At 47.3% G+C, this 17,430-nt stretch carries 14 protein-coding genes; 3 read left to right on the top strand and 11 right to left on the bottom strand.

Features of this window, described 5'->3' with window-relative positions:
• Positions 1-494: 494 nt before the first annotated feature.
• The 6 genes from BLS14_RS16030 to BLS14_RS16005 all read right to left on the bottom strand — a co-directional run bounded on the left by BLS14_RS16030 (position 495) and on the right by BLS14_RS16005 (position 7,307).
• A complete protein-coding gene (locus tag BLS14_RS16030; protein ID WP_176854546.1) occupies positions 495-1,544 on the bottom strand; it encodes an efflux RND transporter periplasmic adaptor subunit in 1,050 nt (349 codons plus the stop codon).
• Between the two features lie 136 nt (positions 1,545-1,680).
• Positions 1,681-3,045 (bottom strand): ABC transporter permease, encoded by a 1,365-nt coding sequence (locus BLS14_RS16025; protein ID WP_090952872.1) that lies wholly within the window; start codon positions 3,043-3,045, stop codon positions 1,681-1,683.
• Entirely contained in the window at positions 3,042-3,746 is a 705-nt protein-coding gene (locus BLS14_RS16020; RefSeq protein WP_063565941.1) for an ABC transporter ATP-binding protein, read from the bottom strand. The genes BLS14_RS16025 and BLS14_RS16020 overlap by 4 nt, the downstream gene beginning before the upstream one ends.
• A gap of 233 nt (positions 3,747-3,979) precedes the next feature.
• A complete protein-coding gene (locus tag BLS14_RS16015) occupies positions 3,980-5,137 on the bottom strand; it encodes a hypothetical protein (RefSeq protein ID WP_090952870.1) in 1,158 nt (385 codons plus the stop codon).
• The gene (locus BLS14_RS16010) at positions 5,134-6,597 is read right to left on the bottom strand and encodes a sensor histidine kinase (RefSeq protein ID WP_090952869.1); all 1,464 of its coding nucleotides are present in this window, start codon (positions 6,595-6,597) and stop codon (positions 5,134-5,136) included. The genes BLS14_RS16015 and BLS14_RS16010 overlap by 4 nt, the downstream gene beginning before the upstream one ends.
• Positions 6,594-7,307, bottom strand: a complete 714-nt coding sequence (locus BLS14_RS16005; protein ID WP_024628875.1) for a response regulator transcription factor — start codon at positions 7,305-7,307, stop codon at positions 6,594-6,596. The genes BLS14_RS16010 and BLS14_RS16005 overlap by 4 nt, the downstream gene beginning before the upstream one ends.
• A gap of 206 nt (positions 7,308-7,513) precedes the next feature.
• Here BLS14_RS16005 and BLS14_RS16000 point away from each other — a divergent pair, with 206 nt between their 5' ends.
• Both BLS14_RS16000 and BLS14_RS15995 read left to right on the top strand, forming a co-directional pair.
• The gene (locus BLS14_RS16000) at positions 7,514-7,990 is read left to right on the top strand and encodes an RNA polymerase sigma factor (RefSeq protein WP_063565944.1); all 477 of its coding nucleotides are present in this window, start codon (positions 7,514-7,516) and stop codon (positions 7,988-7,990) included.
• 206 nt (positions 7,991-8,196) lie between these two features.
• Complete coding sequence (locus BLS14_RS15995) at positions 8,197-11,007, top strand: chitinase N-terminal domain-containing protein (RefSeq protein WP_371121644.1); 2,811 nt, start codon at positions 8,197-8,199, stop codon at positions 11,005-11,007.
• A 93-nt stretch (positions 11,008-11,100) separates the two neighbouring features.
• Here BLS14_RS15995 and BLS14_RS15990 read toward each other — a convergent pair whose 3' ends face one another.
• The 5 genes from BLS14_RS15990 to BLS14_RS15970 form a co-directional block, all read right to left on the bottom strand.
• Positions 11,101-11,514 carry a hypothetical protein gene (locus BLS14_RS15990; protein ID WP_090952865.1) on the bottom strand — a complete coding sequence of 138 codons (414 nt, stop codon included), beginning with the start codon at positions 11,512-11,514 and terminating at the stop codon, positions 11,101-11,103.
• 239 nt (positions 11,515-11,753) lie between these two features.
• Positions 11,754-12,560 (bottom strand): phosphonate ABC transporter, permease protein PhnE, encoded by an 807-nt coding sequence (gene phnE / locus BLS14_RS15985; RefSeq protein ID WP_063565946.1) that lies wholly within the window; start codon positions 12,558-12,560, stop codon positions 11,754-11,756.
• Positions 12,557-13,420 carry a phosphonate ABC transporter, permease protein PhnE gene (gene phnE / locus BLS14_RS15980; protein WP_083584827.1) on the bottom strand — a complete coding sequence of 288 codons (864 nt, stop codon included), beginning with the start codon at positions 13,418-13,420 and terminating at the stop codon, positions 12,557-12,559. The genes phnE (BLS14_RS15985) and phnE (BLS14_RS15980) overlap by 4 nt, the downstream gene beginning before the upstream one ends.
• Positions 13,417-14,217 (bottom strand): phosphonate ABC transporter ATP-binding protein, encoded by an 801-nt coding sequence (gene phnC / locus BLS14_RS15975; RefSeq protein WP_063565947.1) that lies wholly within the window; start codon positions 14,215-14,217, stop codon positions 13,417-13,419. The genes phnE (BLS14_RS15980) and phnC overlap by 4 nt, the downstream gene beginning before the upstream one ends.
• Positions 14,218-14,398: 181 nt before the next feature.
• The gene (locus tag BLS14_RS15970) at positions 14,399-15,382 is read right to left on the bottom strand and encodes a phosphate/phosphite/phosphonate ABC transporter substrate-binding protein (RefSeq protein ID WP_072735129.1); all 984 of its coding nucleotides are present in this window, start codon (positions 15,380-15,382) and stop codon (positions 14,399-14,401) included.
• Positions 15,383-15,634: 252 nt separating this feature from the next.
• On the opposite strand from BLS14_RS15970, the gene BLS14_RS15965 reads away from it, so the two are divergent.
• Positions 15,635-17,272, top strand: a complete 1,638-nt coding sequence (locus BLS14_RS15965; protein WP_090952864.1) for a bifunctional metallophosphatase/5'-nucleotidase — start codon at positions 15,635-15,637, stop codon at positions 17,270-17,272.
• The last annotated feature ends 158 nt before the right edge of the window (positions 17,273-17,430 follow it).

Here is a 17,430-nt window from a genome sequence, read left to right as displayed (position 1 = left end):
TGTCGGCAAGATGCTATGCACGGTAGAGAACGTATGGATGAGCTGTAGGGACTTCACCTCCATGAATGTAGTTCAATTGGGACAATCCAGGTCAACAACAATAAGGTGTGAAACAAGAAACAGAAATGGTGTCTTACACTGAGGTTAAGGGACAAAGCAAGGGGGATAACATCTGTAGGTGTGTGCGGGTGATCTTTGGTGAACGGATTTCAAGGCATTGCTCAGACTCAAGTTAAGTAAGCGCTTACTTTTAGAGGTTTTAAAAAAAGGCTTACCCTCGATACAAACCTCACATCGCGTGTCCACCTCCTTATGAATCGATTATAACCCATGTAAATATTACTGTAAATTGAATTTATTAAAAATTATTATATTTAATTCCATAAATCAGGCAGGAATTCTGAGATGTGCCTCCCCAAGCCATAAAAAAGGCCCATCACGGGCTTATTCCCCGTAATGAGCTAATTGACATAGCATATTCTCATGCTATTTTTTTATGGAAGCACAACAATATCTCCTGGTTTCAAGCCGTTCAATACTTCAGTCTTGTCATCTGTCTCGATGCCTGTTTGAATCGTCTGCTGTACATATTGCCCGTTGCCCTGATCCAGCATCACATATGCCGTATCCTGATCTCGCATGACCGCCAGCGTGGGAACGACCGTCGCTTTCTCCTTGCGCAGCGTTTCAATCTTGCCCTCCAGACTTAATCCACCGATCAGCTTGGCGTTTGGCTTCAAATCAATGACAATATCGAATTGGGAAGGCTGCTTCAGATCTGTTTCCGTTCCCTTTTTGGCAAACTGGGAGATTTTGATGACCTTTCCGGTTAACGGAACCTCCTTGTTTCCCGTCATATGTACACTTACAGGCATGCCTGTTTGGATTTTGAATAGCTCCTGCTCGCTAATGGCCGCCACAAATTGTAATTTGCCTGTGTCCACAATGGTACCCACATACTGACCTTCGCTCACCATACGTGTCTTGGTCTCCGTATCGTTCATCAGAAACACACCGGATACAGGCGCGTACACGGTGGATAAACCCATGACCGCTTTCTTGGCCTGAACCTCCTGCTCCTTTACGGCGATGGATTCCTTGTTCATTTCGTTGCTCAGTCGCTTGGTTTCCCGCTCGGCGAAGGCTTTCTTCCGTTCTTCTTCAGTAACCCCCAATTGCTCGGGACCCTCTCCCTGAGTAAGACCAATCTCATTCAATTGAGCTTCCAGCCTCGATTTCTCAATATCGGTCTCCAACTGCTGCACTTCCGTCTGCAATGCTTTCGAATCAAGCGAGAACATGACGGCTCCCTTGTGAATGGGCTCCCCATTCTCCACATTCCACTGCTTTATCTTCGAGGCAAAAGGAGCGTACACATCCGTCTGTTTGGCATAAGCCGACTTGCCTTTGACCTGAATTTCCTGCGTGATCGTCTCCTGTGTGACTCCAAATGTAATGGGCTGCGGAGCCTCGATGGGCGCTTCGGGTACCGGTTTATATTGCTGGTACAGAAAATATCCAGCGCCTGCGAGCAGTCCGATCATGATGATTCTCTTTATCCATTTGCCTATTGCCGAATTCTTCATTGCCGTATGTCCCTTCATTGAATCTGTCTGGTGATTTCCGTCTGTTAAATCCTTAAATCCCTAAACTGTGCTTTCCTGTATCTCTGCTTTATATTTATGCCGATTTAATTACCTGCAACGCATTTGTACGCGAGGCGCTAATCGCCGGATAGATTCCCGAGAGTACTCCGGTCAACACCGCAAACGCTATACCAGCAGGCAGGGCCGACGTCTCAATAACCACTTGGAGAGGTGTGCTTGCCTCCATCGAGATTTGTCCTTGGAGTAGTCCATTTACCCCCTGAATGGCTCCGTAAGCGATGAAGACACCAACAATGCCGCCCAACACTCCAAGTACAGCAGCTTCAGTAATGAACATCTGCCTGATCTGCCACAGATTGGCTCCCAGCACCTTCATGACGCCAATCTGTTTGCGGCGCTGATGTGTGGACATGATCATCGCAACGATAATGGATAGAGAAGCTAGCAGCATAACGAATATCCCTATGCCCATAGCGGCCTTCTGGTACATGCCAAGCTGTTCCTTCATCGCCTGCTCCTGATACAGATTGCTGTCTGTCATCAGCGTCAGCTTCTGAATCTGCTCCTGCACCTGTGCCACATACTTCTTGTCCTCTACCTTCACGAGCGCCGAGTTCAACCGTCCTGCTGCTGCGGCCTGTGCCTGACTGCTCTGGAACTGTTCAGCGAGCATTCGGGCGGTTTCGAGGGAAACATAGACCTTTTTGTCATACATGGCATTGTTCTCACTCATGCCGCCAGGCACCTTCAGTACACCCGTCACTCGCAAAGGCGAGCTTGTTTTGGCTTTGGATGAATCATTCATGTCCTGATATTTCAGGTTAAACTGTGCCTGAAACAATTCGGTTTTGGTTGACATCAACGCCATGTATTGCTGTAGAAACTCGTCATTAAACGAATCCTCCATGAGCTTGTTGTTCAGTTCGCGGATCACCTCGGCGTCCACAAGTCCGAAGGTTGCACCGTAATTCACAATAGCGGCTCCGCTGATCCCTGATGCCCCGCCTTTGTCAAAACGGTAGCCGAAACGGCTCAATGATCCAAGCTCTGTACCGATAACTTCCACATTGGAGCTTTTGCCATCCAATGTAGCCATCTCCAGCATATCCAGCTTCAGCATCGGAGCAACGGCGACGACATGCGGAAGGCTGGCAATAATATCGATTTTTCGAGCCGTCAGCGCTCCTCGTTCGAAGGTGGACGTCTGCCCATTGCTTCCGCTCGAACCGATTCCCTCATTGGGGGATACTGTAATCTCATCCATTTTGTAATTCTCGTTTAACGTTTTCTCACCATAGACCTGTACCGACTGCCCCACACTTAATGCGATAATCATGGCCGCACAGCCGATGGACAGGCCAATCATGCACAGAAGAGTAACCACCTTTCTGCGCACAATCTGTCCCCATGACATTCGCAACACATCCAGAACTCTCACAACCGCTCTCCTTGCTCTACTGCCTTGGACTGGCCGCTCTCCACCAAGCATCCGTCCTGCAATGTAATGACAACCTGCATCTGCTCCGCCACTTCAGCCTCATGCGTGACAATAACGAATGTTGTATGCATCTCCCGATTCAGCTGTTGCAAAATGGAAATGATCTCTTCCTCCGTTCGGGTATCCAGGTTCCCGGTAGGCTCGTCCGCGAATATGACGGACGGCTCCGTAATCAGTGAACGCGCAATGCTGACGCGCTGCTGCTGCCCTCCTGATAGCTGGGAAGGGAATAATTCGGACTTGCCGACAAGGCCAACCTGTTCCAGCAGGTGCATCGCCTTTTGCTTACGCCGTGATGGGCGAATGCCCTGAAATACGAGCGGCAGCTCCACATTTTCCCGAATTGTCAGGTTCGCCAGCAGCTCATACGCCTGAAAAATAAAGCCAATATGTGTCCGGCGGAATTCCGCCAGTCGGTTCTCACTCATACGCACAATATCCTGATCTGCAATAAGGATCTTGCCTGTGTCCGGCTTCATCAGACCTGCCATCAGATGCAATAACGTCGATTTGCCTGAACCGGAGCTTCCCAGCAGTGCAACCATCTCACCCTTACCCACGGATATGTTAATGTCCTGCAATACGGGAACAATCCCTTGTGCATTGCGGAACGTGTGTGATACCTGTTCAACTCGCAGCATGAATCCGGCTTCCTCTCATCGATGTAATAGAGGTAATTATAGCCATCAGATGTATCGGTCCAATCTGGACTTGTATCCAATTTGTAAAATCAGCCTTTTACACCATTGGATCGAATGGCCTTCTTTGGATTTATGCAACATGTTCAAATCACAAAAAGACCCTATGGGTTCAGTCCTTAACATAGCGACTTCATTCCATAGGGCCTAATTTCTGAGCTTTCATATTCACATCTTTACCAAGCACGGAAGCTAAACCGGTATAACTCGCTTTTTTCCATGGAGCTCCCGACAACAAAGAGATTGCTGTCATTCCATTTCAACTTGATAAAGTAATCGATATTCCGGTAAACAACCGTATCGGACCCCAGCTTGCGGTCATTCAGGTAAGCAATGTGCACCTCATTCTTCTGTCCTTCGAGTGTCAAAAAATAGGCAATGCGGGACTCCTCCTCATCCAGATCGAAGCTCCAGATAGGCCCTTTGACCAGCAGCTCAAACTTCTTGGTATCCACTCGATATCTGTACAATCCCTGTTCGTTGTTGATCATGCCCTGAATCAGCATGTCCCCATTCTTCAAAACCTTAAACTGCTGTATATCCTGGGCAGGGGTGTAGGCAGTGATATCATTTTTGTCGTTCAGAGAGAAGCTATAGACGGCGTAATTTTCTTTCAATTTAACCAGCACATACACCCGTGATAAATCCCGGCTAATCTCATATGAATCCAGCATAATCAGGGTATCATCCGGACTGGAAATGTTGCTCGTCTTTGCGACCTTGGCAACTAACTCATCATAACTGTACAATTCATGTTTCTTTCCTGACTTTAGCTCCACCATGTTGAACACCAGGTCATCATATCCGATGTAGGATTCATTACCTACAAAGACGCGTGAATAGGAGTTGTCATTCTTCAGCTTGAGATGTTCTCCTGTTTTCAAATCATATTCATAGGTTGTCTTCTGCGCCTGAGTCGATCGGTACTGTGAATAAATTAGCTTGCTCTGATCCGGACTCAAAGTAATCCCATACTCTGTATTCGTGGCGATGTCCTTCAAGAGATTATCATCCATATGCAGCTGCGACAGCTTGATCCCGGTATAGGAACGATCCGGCCGATTCAATATGACCGTGTTGGGATCAGCTACCTCAAAATCATAAATGGCAAAGTCATTGGGCAGCTTGGTAGCCGACTCAATCTGAATGGTGCTGCTTGGCGGTGGGGCGAGGCGGCTGTTGAACTGTTTATCCGGCAGAATGACGGTCCTGGGCTTCCCATGTCCAATGCTGAACAGACTACCAATGCCAAAGATACCTCCGACAAATACAATCAGCAAACCGGATAACATAAGCATATCGCGATATCTGCTCCAAAATCCTCGTTTCTTCATACGTCCGATTCTCCAGGCAGACTGATATTCACCTGTGTTCCCTTGTTTAATATACTCTTCATCTCCACCGTTCCCCCATGCTGCTCCACCGTGTTTTTCACAATTGACAAGCCCAGCCCCGCGCTTCCCTTCTCTGTCCTGTTCATCCCGTTATCCCGGTAAAAGGGTTCAAATACATGCTTCAGCGCTTCCTCCGGAATGCCTTCTCCTTCATCACGAATCAGTATGGCTACCGAATCCCCCAGCCGAAACGATTGGACCTGAATGATGGAATTCACATTCCCGTATTTGACCGAGTTATCCAGCACATTCAAAAAAACTTCCTTGAGCTTATTCCAGTCCCCCTGGACATACAGCAATTCTTCCAGCTCATAGCGAATGCCAATATTGTACTTGCCCGCCTTGATGGACATGTCTTCGCAGGCTTCCCGAATAATATTCGATACATTCACCCGCTCAAAACGGAAGGTCTGAATCGGTGTGGACGATACGGTCACTTCAAGGATATCCGCAACCATGACGTTGAGGCGTTGGCTCTCGTTGATAATATATTTCAACCCTTTATCGAAGAATGCTTGATCCGTAAATCCATTATCCCGTAGAATCTGGGCATACCCCAGTATCGTGGTCAGCGGTGTCTTTAATTCATGCGTCACATTGTCAAAAAAAACCTTGTTGCGTGCCTGTAAATGCTTGACCTCATCCCGTTCTCTCTCAATCACGTCAATCTGCTCCTTTACCCGAGCAATCATGACGGTAAAGCTGGAAGCCAGCTCTCCAATCTCATCCTTCGTGGAGATCTGGATGTCTGCATTCAGGCTGCCTTGTGCAACTTCGGCTGAACGTTTTGTCAGCACACGAATCGGCTTCGTAATCTGGCGTGAAATAAAGACAGATCCAATGAAAACAAACACAAAAATGACGGCTGCAAAGCCCTTGATGGTGTTCTGAAATCGCAGATGCCGTTTGAACAGATCCGTATAATCCCTTTCCAGCTGGATAATGCCAAGGATGCTCCCCTCCGACAGCACAGGGAAAGACAGATTCCCTGTTACTCTGCCTTTGTCCACCACGGTTGTATAGGCGATCTTTGATTTCATGGCAGCCTGTAGATCAGAGGTTTGAGCAGCAGCCAGCTTCGCCTTCGCACCCGTGCTGCTAAAGAGAGTTCCATCAGACCGATAGACTATGACCTTGCCGCCTACTGCGGAGCCGATCTGTTCTGCGAGGTCCCGATTCCCTGTTCCCAGGGAGTCCTCACTAATCCGTTTATTATGAATCAGGAAGTATTGATTGAGCGCGATATCCAGATTTTTTTTGGATTGCACCATGTCTTCCTGCACTTCCCTGTACATGTTCTCCTCACCCACTTTATTCGAAATAATGAGCAAGGCCGAAAAACCAATAAATACGATGACCGAGAAAAGAACGACCATTTTGAACTGGATCGTCCACTTCATGTATGCACCTGAATATTCAGTTTGTAACCCACGCCGAAGACCGTCTCAATAAGTGAAATCCCCTGCTCCCCGCTATCCAGCTTCTTGCGGATACGCTGAATATGAATGTCTACCGTCCGGGTATCTCCGGGAAAATCAAATCCCCACACTTTATCCAGCAACTCGGACCTTGTATGTACTTTGCGGTGATGGTTGACCAAATATAAGAGCAGATCATACTCCTTATTGGTCAGTCCGGCGCGTTCCCCATCTTTCCAGACTTCACGCTCATCCTTGCGGATCTCAATATGTCTGCCAAGCCGTACCACTTCATAAGACTGATTCTCCAGCGTCTCGCTGATTAGATCAATCCGACGGAAAATGGCCCGAATGCGCACAACCACCTCACGAATGTCGAATGGCTTGGTAATATAATCGTCCGCCCCCAGCTCCATGCCGAGCACCTTGTCCAGCATATCGGACTTCGCCGTAATCATAATTACAGGAATCTTCGAATTCACGGAAAGTTGTCTGCATACATCGAACCCGCTCATGTCCGGCAGCATCAGGTCGAGCAGGATCAAGTCTGGTCTGGACTCTCTGAGCAGATCCAAGCCCTCTCTGCCTGTTGCTGCTTCGGTCATCTCAAATCCTTCCTTACGCAACGAATAGGATAGGATGTCGCGAATGGACTCTTCGTCTTCAATAATCAAAATCTGTTTCGGTCTCATGATGAATCTTAATCTCCCTGCTCTATGAATTTCATCTGCCTTATATTCTGTATCTCTGCTCTTGGATTGAACAGAGGTTCACCGGAAATGTTACAACTCGGATACAAGTCTGGCGTCTTTGGAAACATCATCCCGATATACTTGGAACACAGAGAACAAACCAGACCGGACAAAGCCAGATCGGTATCCAAAGGGGAAAACATCACGTGAACAAAACAACCATTCATGATGCTTATGTAAACTATAAATCAGAAGTGACACGGTATCTATCTCAGATCGTCAAAAATCAACAGGATGCAGAGGATCTCACGCAGGAGTGTTTCATTCGAATGATGAATGTATCGGCAGACATTCCGGAAGAACGACTTCTCTACTACCTCAAAAGAATTGCCCGTAACCTCGCCATGGATACATTCCGCAAGCGGACCCGTACACTGAAGCGGGACAGTAAGTTGGAGATGCAGACGTATCACTGTGATACATCCGAATTGGAGATCTCTGAAGGTGTTAACGACCTTGTGTCGATCATTAACAATACAGAGCATCGCAAAATTCTTGAATTACGCGTGATTCACGGGTACAGCATCAAAGAAACCGCCCAGCTCGTTAACCGTAGTGAAGGCATGATCAAATCCTCAGTATTCCATGCTGTCAATCGGATTCGGGCCAAAGTCATCTCATAAGAGATGGCTTTTTTTCATGAGCAGAAATGACGTGAAATCAACATCTGATGTTAGAAAGTATCAAAATTTGTTAGATGGAGCATGACAAAGGACTCATTTTTACAAAAGTCGAGTTCGTTTTTACAAATTGTTATGACTATGTGAGATTTTGGTGTGTTAGAATATGGACGAACTCATGTTTCAACTAATATTTGGGAGGGATTTGGTTGGGTAAATTGACACGTATGCGAGGAGTATGGGTAAAATCACTCCTGGCATTGTCCATGGCATTGCCGCTTCAGATTGGATTGTGGAATGGAGATGCATCGGTTCAGGCCGAATGGGCGACAGACCCTGCACCGTTCATTCAGGCAAAGGTTGTTAACGGTAATGCAGGCAAGAAAGTATTGTTCGACAATACTCATGCACAGACAGCTGGAGCAGCTGACTGGGTCATTGACGGAGGCTTCTCAGACTTCGGCAATGCACTCGCGAATGATGGATATTATGTAAAGGAACTGCGCAAGACGACTCCTTTTACCTATGACGATCTGAAAGAATATAACGTGTTTGTCATTGCTGAACCCAATGTTCCCTTCAAAACGACAGAACAGGCAGCCTTGAAAGAGTATGTAGAAAAAGGCGGCAGCATCTTCTTCATTGGAGATCACTACAATGCTGACCGTAACAAAAACCGCTGGGACGGTTCTGAAGCGATTAACGGCTATCGTCGTGGCGCATTCGAAGATCCAGCCAAAGGCATGAGCACAGAGGAGCGTAACTCTGAGGCTATGCAAAATGTAACTAGCAGCGACTGGCTGTCCGATAATTTCGGCGTACGCTTCCGTTACAACGCATTAGGCGATATTAATGCTACTAACATTGTGCCTGCTGGACAGGCATTTGGCATTACAGAAGGTGTATCTGCGGTAGCCATGCACGCAGGGTCCACTCTTGCGATCACCGATCCAACAAAGGCTAAAGGTATTGTATACCTGCCGAAAACGAATGACGCTTGGCCGAACGCTGTTGACCAGGGCGTATACAATGGCGGTGGAGTTGAGGAAGGTCCTTACGTAGCCGTTTCCAAGCTGGGTGCAGGTAAAGCAGCATTTATCGGCGATTCCTCTCCGGTTGAAGATGCTTCACCGAAGTATCTTCGCGAAGAGACTGGCGCTCGCAAAACAACGTATGACGGCTTCAAAGAAGTTGATGACGGCAAATTGCTGGTCAATACCGTTAACTGGCTTGCTAATCAAGAAAATTACACTAGCTTGACTCAAGTGAACGGACTTCAACTGGATAATGCAACAGCATTGCTTCCGTTCGAACAACCTGCTGCTTCCACAGAACCACAGGCTGAACCTTGGGCTGCACCAGCTGCAGGATACAAGTGGTATGATCGTTCCACGTTCAAAGCAGGTTCTTATGGTGGACCAGCTTCAAGCGCGAACGCTTCCTACAGCATCGTGAAGCAGGAAACCCTGCCTAATGCGGAGGATTTCCAGATCCGTGTGGTTGTAGAGAACATGCCTGCTAACACAACCGTTTCCGGTTACAGTGCAGGAATTTACCTGACTGGCGGAACACAGGTCGCCATGATTCAGAATGAAGGTGGTACATGGCCGACTTCGTACGGTTATAGCTCCAACTTTAGCGTAACTTCCGACAGCAAAGGTCGCGCAATCAAAGACCTGAATGTCCGCATTAAATCAGGTACAACGGGCGCTGCCAGCTTGCGTCTGCGTCTGAACGGCAGCAACCTGATCACGACTGCAGTTACCGTCGGCAATGTTCCGGCTGAGCAGCTTCCGGAAGAAGAAGGACCAATCCCGGCAACGATCAGCATTGCTGATGCACGCACCAAAGCAGCTGGTTCAACGGTTACAGTTGAGGGTGTAGTTACTACAGAGCCAGGTGCTTTTGGTGGACAATCCTTCTATCTTCAAGACACCACCGGTGGCCTTTATGTTTTCCAAAGTACTGCCGGCTTCCACGCTGGAGATGTGGTTAAAGTAACCGCAGCAACGGCGCTATACAACAGTGAATTTGAGCTTACGGATATCGTAGCGATCGAGAAAACGGGTACAGCCTCCATCCCTGCTGCCATTGAAGTGCCAGCAGTTACGGCTGCAAACCAGGGTCAACTCGTTCAATTGAAAGAAGTAACTGTTCAGAACATCATCAGTGCAACACCGGTAGGTTCGTTTGAATTCGATGCAGTTGCAGCGGACGGAACAAGCACGCATGTACGTGTGGATACACGTACAGGTGTAACGCAAACGACCTTCCCTTATGCAGCAGGCGATAAAATCAGCGTGACAGGTGTTGCCGCTATTTTCAAAGATGTATTTCAACTGAAGCCTAGAAGCTTGAACGATTTCGTAGCCGTTGAAGAAGGCGGCGAAGAAGGACCTTCGACGCCAGCTGTTGGCGCACCAGGTAAGCCGGCGCTTACATCCAACAATGGTTACAGCAACGGTCTCTCTGAAGGGTCTTATACCGTTACTATGAACCTCTGGTGGGGTGACAATGGCACAAGCTATAAGCTGTATGAAGATGGCGTGCTGATTGACACACAAAAGCTGACAGACGCTACACCAGCGGCGCAATCGGCCCAAACAACGATCAATGGTAAAGCTAACGGTACTTATACCTACGTAGCTGAGCTGACGAACTCCAAGGGTACAACTCGCAGTGAAGTACTCACGGTGCAAGTTGCGAATGCTGCCCCTGGCAAAGCAGTTCTCTCCCAAGACAATTGGGATGGGGACGGCAACTACAAAGTGACGATGAATCTGTGGTGGGGAACAAACGCATCAGAATACCGTCTCTATGAGAATGGTCAACTGATCGATACCAAAGCACTGAACGCAGTAACACCTAATGCACAAAGCGCTGTGACAGATGTATCCGGCCACGCGAATGGAACGTACACGTATCGCGCCGAGCTGATCAATGCAGCGGGTGTGACAAGCACTGAAACGATTACGGTACAAGTAACGAAATCCACTGTATCTCTGCCAGCAGCAAGCTAGGCCTCACTAAGGAATGCCTAACGTTTAACCAAGCATTGAAAAACCGAAGCAAGTTTGCCGGGACTCCAGGCACTCGCTTCGGTTTTTTTTCGGTTATTTTTCTGATAAGATCAGTTTCTCTTCAAAATTGTTACCATTCATATCTGTCCACTCAATGACAATAGTTTGGTCTTCATTCCTACTAACCATTGAACCTTTTGTACTCGTTATAGGGAACCCTATAGATTTCGAAGTTAAATCGCTCTCCTTTCTAATTATTCTTCCTTCATTAATGTTAATTTTATATTCTTTAATATCTTCCAAATTATCTTTTTTATAAAATATAGTATATTCTCCATTTTCCGCTCTTTCATTTGTTACTGTCGTATCTAGCTCGCCTCTCCAATGTTCACTCTCTCCCATGAGATTAATTCTTGTTTGCATTTTTGAACAACCAGTGAGAGACATGGCGACTATTAAAATAAGTATAGAAATAGACACCCATAATACGTTATTGTTTTTTCTCACAATTTACCTCCATTACTAAATTTATAACTATACAGTATCATAAGATGAGTCTACTTCTAAAACAGTAATTTCATATAGGCTCAACATTTTGCTGATATTAACTTCCTATAAAATACAAAAAGCAGCACCTGCTATTGCATGGGCTGCTCTTCCGGTAGATCAATAATGGATTGAAACATATCCATCATGTTCTTTATTTTATTCGTCTTTATTAGCAAACAAACTTTACCTTTACTTCTCTATACCAGCTTCTTGCGAATGTAGCCAGAGATCAGATCAATGATCGTGATCATCACGATAATCCCCAGCAGGATAATCCCTACTCGCGGCCAGTTCCGTGTGCTGAGTGCAAAGATCAGCGGTGTACCGATCCCCCCTGCCCCGATAACCCCCAGAATGGTTGCGGAACGCACATTAATCTCGAACCGATACAACGTGTAGTTAAGGAATCCAGGCAAAACCTGTGGCAGTACAGCAAACCACAGCTGCTGCATACGAGTCGCCCCAGAAGCGAGCAACGCTTCAGAAGGACCATAATCAATATTTTCCACTTCGTCAGCGAACAGTTTACCTAGCATCCCGATGGAATGCAGCCCAAGGGCGAGTACACCCGCGAAGGAACCCGGACCCACCGCCTTGATGAACAGCAAAGCCATAATAATCTCCGGGAACGTACGGATAAAGCTGAGCACCATTTTGCCCGTACCCGATACAGGACGGAAGCTGCTCATATTTCGGGCAGACCAGAATGCAAACGGGATACACAGTACAGCGGAAATGACGGTACCCAGCACCGAGATCGCCAGCGTATCCAGCAATCCTCGCAGCAAATCTTCACCCTCAGGCAGATAAACAAAGTCCCAATCCGGGGAGAAAATCCCGGCGACAATCGCCTTCATGATCTGACCAGCGGTTTCTTTCAAACCGGTGAACGGTACACCGGCAAGTGCCCAAGCGTACACAAGTATAAGCAAGATTACAATGACCCAGCGAAGCGGGTTCTTCCGTGGTTTGCGCCGGATTACGCTTGTTTCATTTTTCATCATAACAATTTCTCCCGCAGCTTAGTACTTACATAATCAATGATCAGAACAATGACAAGGGTAAACAGAATGATTACACTCGTTTTGTCATATTCCAGGAATCCAAGTGTTGCTTCATAATACAGTCCGATGCCCCCAGCTCCAACCAATCCGAGAATTGCAGCGGCACGTACATTAATCTCAAAGGCATACAGTACATAGGAAGTAAACTGGGCAGCCAGTTGTGGCACCACGCCATAAACAATCAGTTGAATCCGGTTCATGCCGACAGCCGTCATCGCTTCAAGCGGTCCCTGATCAATCGTTTCCAGCGTTTCGTAGGTCAGCTTGGCAATCAGTCCCACCGAGAATACAGCGAGTGCCAATATACCAGGAATCGGTCCCAGTCCAAACACAGCAACGAACAACGCCGCAAGTAGCAGGTCAGGCACGGTACGGATTAGGTTCAGTACAAAACGCGCTGGATAGTAGATCCAACGGCTAGGCATTAAGTTGCCTGCACAGATAATCGAGACCGGAATTGCGATGATCGCACCGATCGTTGTACCGATTAGAGCCATACGGATCGTCTCCAGCATGCCCTGAACGATGTTGTCAAAGTAAGTCCACCGCGGCGGGAACATCTCACGCAGCAGATCCAGCATGTTGGGTAAACCTTCAAACAGCTCACTGAAGCTGGCATCAGTCTGTCTCGCACTTGCCCACAAAAGCAGCAGAATGATCACTAGCGTGAGCAGATGTTTGGTACGCCCTGGTGGTTTGGGACGATGGACAGCCGAACCTGAACCTGTGTCAGGACGCTTTCCCTTTCCTGATTCATTCTGCAATGATCCATCTATCGATACGTCTACGGGTTGCTTCATACCAGAACTTCTCCCCGCTGTTCCTGTACAGCCTGTTTATCCAGCAGCTCGTCTGCCAGAATAGGTCTGCCATAAATTTCTGCAAAACGCTCATCCGTTGCTTCGGATACCGGACCATCAAACACCACTTCGCCGGCACGCAATCCTACAATACGGGTCGCATACTCTCTGGCTAGGTCGATAAAGTGAAGGTTCACGATCGTGGTAATACCAAGATCCTGGTTGATGCGTTTCAGATCATCCATTACCTGCTTCGTTGTTAGTGGATCGAGTGAAGCGACAGGCTCGTCTGCCAGAATGATTTTGGCTTCCTGTGCAAGTACTCGCGCTATGGCCACACGTTGCTGTTGCCCACCGGACAGCTGATCAGCACGGGAATAGGCTTTTTCTGCGATATTTACCCGTTCCAGTGCTCCAAATGCGAGTTCTGTATCTTCTTTGGGAAAACGGCCCAGAATGGTACGCATCGTGGAATGATATCCCACGCGTCCAGCAAGCACGTTACGAAGCACACTGGAACGTTTCACAAGATTGAAACTCTGAAAGATCATACCGATATCCCGGCGAATCATGCGAAGTGACTTGCCATGAGCTTTCGTGATCGACTTGCCATTGATCAAAATCTCACCGTCACTGATATCATGAAGTCGGTTAATGGAACGCAGAAGCGTCGATTTTCCCGCACCAGACAAACCAACTACGGCAATGAATTCCCCTTGTTTAAATTTCAGATTAATATTATTCAGGCCCTTGGTGCCGTTAGCATATGTTTTCGTTACGTTGTGAAGCTCAATCATGGCTGTAATCCTTCTTTCATTAATATGGTATTTCGTAGGGTCACGCTGTAATGGGACAAGCCAGCGCAGCGTGTATCACGCTGAACTGGCCTGCCCGCTGAACCGATGAAGTTATCCAATGAAAAGATAATCAATGCAATACAATGCGATCAATCCATCACGATATTTCTTGAACAGAGAACTACTCGGTTTTTACTTTCTCCCCGTACTCACGAACGATATCAAACTTGCTGTCATCAGACTCTACATAACCTTCGTGTGTGTAGATTTCTTTGATAATTTCGTGACCTTGTGGATCTTTACCGATGTCGATGAATGCTTGTTTGATCTTCGCTGTCCAATCTGCATTCATGTCTGTACGTACTGTGATGGTATCGTTAGGAATCGGCTCAGTGAACGCCAGTACACGCGTATCTTCAAATACAGTCGGGTAGTCTTTCACTACAGTGTTACGAGCATCCTGGAAAATCGCTGCGGCATCAACGTCGCCGTTCAGCACTGCCAGCACACCTTGGTCATGGCCTTTAACCGTGATTGCCTGTACATCTTTCAAAGGATTAATGCCTCTGTCGAGCAACAGGGCTGCCGGCCATACATAACCTGCAGAAGAAGTTACGTTCTGGTAAGCGATTTTTTTGCCTTTCAGATCCTCAACGGATTGGATCGGCGAGTCTTTTTTCACAATAATCATGGATTTATACGAATCTGCCAGTTCCTCAGTTGGAGCGCCAGTCTCATCATTTACACCAAAACGTTGTGCCTGAAGAATAACTTCAGCTGCGCCTTTTTCTTTGGCAAGTACATAAGCCGTCGGAGGCAGGAAACCTACGTCCACTTTATTGGAAGCCATTGCTTCAATAATTGTGTTGTAGTCTGTGGATACGCTGACCTTCACCGGGATACCCAATTTGTCACCCAGCAGCTTCTCGAGCGGTTTTGCTTTGGCTTCGAGTGTATCTGCATTTTGTGATGGAACGAATTGTACAGTCAGCTCAGTCGGCACATAACCTTCAGCGGCTTTGTCTGTCTCTGCCGTGTCAGTACTGGATGAATCCGAGCTCGTATCAGCCCCGTTAGCCGAACCTGTTGTACTACTGTTAGACCCACAAGCACTTAGAAACAGAACCAAAATCAACAATGGTAAAAATAAAGCAGACTTCTTCAAGCGAACACCCTCCAAAGAGTTTCTATTTTTCATTACTTGTCTACTATAGTCGTCAATTATTTGCGCGATGTGAAACGAAATTTGGAGTTTTGTAAAGTTTCCTGTCAGGCTGTCAGAGCGGCTTTGATCTGTTAGAATAGCCTCATTACAGTTGATAATACAAGTAGAAATGGTGAATTCCCTTGTACTCTGCCGCTAGAATGACCTGTGATTTGATATGTTTAAACTTATATATTTAGAGGAGATTGTAAAATGACATCCATAACAACTACGGCAAACTTCGACATCATGGTAACCAGTGACCTTCATGGGGCCATTCGTCCCATACATTACAACACCAATGCCTATCGTCCAGCCGGACTTGCTTTGCTTGCTTCGCTGATCCGGCGTGAACGGGATCGTTCACCCGAACTGCTGCTCGTGGATAACGGTGATCTGTTGCAGGGCTCTCCTTTGGCCTCGTATGCTGCTTCCTTTGTTTCGAATCACGAAGTGCATCCCTTCATTAATGTTCTGAATGAACTGGGCTATGATGCTGCCGTAATGGGCAACCATGAATTCAACTACGGCCAGGACTTGCTGCGTAAAGCAATTGAAGATTCCCATTTCCCTTGGCTATCTGCAAATATTGTTAATGAAGGAAAGCCTGACGAAGATGTTCTACACACTGCACCTACTGGAGCAGCCATTCCCGCCTTCGGTCCTCCCTATCTGATCAAAACCTTGTCTTCAGGCGTTAAAATTGCTTTGCTGGGCGCAACGACGCACTATATTCCGAATTGGGAGCATCCGAAAAATATAGAAGGTTTACAGTTCCTTGATGCTATGGAGACTATTCGAGGGTGGGTTGGTTATATTCGTGAACATGAACAGCCGGATGTGCTCGTGGTCAGTTACCATGGTGGTTTTGAGAGTGACCTGGAGACAGGCGAACCTGCTGAGCGGTTAACCGGGGAAAATCAGGCGTACGCGATCTGCCGTGACATTGAAGGGATTGACGTTCTGCTTACCGGACATCAACACCGTCAGCTTACCGCTGAAATACATGGTGTGACCGTGGTTCAGCCTGGATTTAGTGGGAACGGTGTGGGTCATGTATCCGCCCAGTTGGAGCGGTTATCGAATGGAAAGTGGCAGATTGCCGGAAAACAGGCTCGCTTGTTGCTCTTGGATGAAGATAGTGATGTACAGCCCGATGCGGCTGTTATGAAACTGACGGACGAGTTGGAAGCAAAAGCACAGGCATGGCTGGACCAGCCGATTGGCGAGGTAGCCGGAGACTTATCCATCACCGATCCTGCCGCATTGCGGCTCGCGGCGCATCCCTTTATTTCTTTTGTACATCAGGTGCAGATGGAAGCAACGGGAGCACAAATATCGAATACCGCATTACTCAGTGAAGAGGCCCGTGGGTTCGGTTCCCTCATTACCATCCGGGATGTGTTGTCTAACTTTATCTATCCCAATACACTAACGGTGCTGGAGCTTCGTGGTCAGGAAATTCGGGATGCATTAGAGCAAACGGCGCGTTACTTTGAAGTGGAGACATCAGGCGAAGTTGTCGTTAATCCTGCTTACATGCAGCCGAAACCACAGCATTATAATTATGACATGTGGGCGGGCGTCGAATATGAGCTGAATATCTCCAAACCTGTGGGAAGTCGTGTGGTGAAGCTGGAACGTGAGGGCATACCTGTTGCTGTGGACGCGACGTACTCTGTAGTGATGAACAGTTATCGCGCAGCAGGTGGCGGTGATTATGCGATGTATCCAGGCAAAAAGGTACTTCATGAAGGCGCCACGGATATGGCGGCACTGGTGGAGGATTATATTCGCAGACATCAACCACTAACAGTGGAGCAGGCGAATAACTGGCGGGTTGTTGGATAGTACGGAGTAATTACTGTAATTGAAGAAGTATAATCATTACCACAAGATCATAAAATTAATTTTCTCATCGTACGCCTCCCAAATTATGTATAATTATAGTTAATCAACAGAAATTCGGGAGGTGTACGAATGAGCTTTATATGGTCTGCAACTATAAT

The sequence above is a fragment of the Paenibacillus sp. OK060 genome, from assembly GCF_900101205.1.
Classification (GTDB): Bacteria; Bacillota; Bacilli; order Paenibacillales; family Paenibacillaceae; genus Paenibacillus; species Paenibacillus marchantiae.
This window is presented reverse-complemented; position numbering and strand designations above follow the sequence as displayed.

Excerpts from the sequence above, each read along its gene's own strand:
- BLS14_RS16005 (WP_024628875.1), bottom strand. The coding sequence starts at position 7,307 with ATGAGACCGAAACAGATTTTGATTATTGAAGACGAAGAGTCCATTCGC.
- phnE (WP_083584827.1), bottom strand. The coding sequence starts at position 13,420 with ATGAAGCAACCCGTAGACGTATCGATAGATGGATCATTGCAGAATGAA.
- phnC (WP_063565947.1), bottom strand. The coding sequence starts at position 14,217 with ATGATTGAGCTTCACAACGTAACGAAAACATATGCTAACGGCACCAAG.
- BLS14_RS16015 (WP_090952870.1), bottom strand. The coding sequence starts at position 5,137 with ATGAAGAAACGAGGATTTTGGAGCAGATATCGCGATATGCTTATGTTA.
- BLS14_RS16030 (WP_176854546.1), bottom strand. The coding sequence starts at position 1,544 with ATGATCGGACTGCTCGCAGGCGCTGGATATTTTCTGTACCAGCAATAT.
- phnE (WP_063565946.1), bottom strand. The coding sequence starts at position 12,560 with ATGATGAAAAATGAAACAAGCGTAATCCGGCGCAAACCACGGAAGAAC.
- BLS14_RS16020 (WP_063565941.1), bottom strand. The coding sequence starts at position 3,746 with ATGCTGCGAGTTGAACAGGTATCACACACGTTCCGCAATGCACAAGGG.
- BLS14_RS15965 (WP_090952864.1), top strand. The coding sequence starts at position 15,635 with ATGACATCCATAACAACTACGGCAAACTTCGACATCATGGTAACCAGT.
- BLS14_RS16010 (WP_090952869.1), bottom strand. The coding sequence starts at position 6,597 with ATGAAGTGGACGATCCAGTTCAAAATGGTCGTTCTTTTCTCGGTCATC.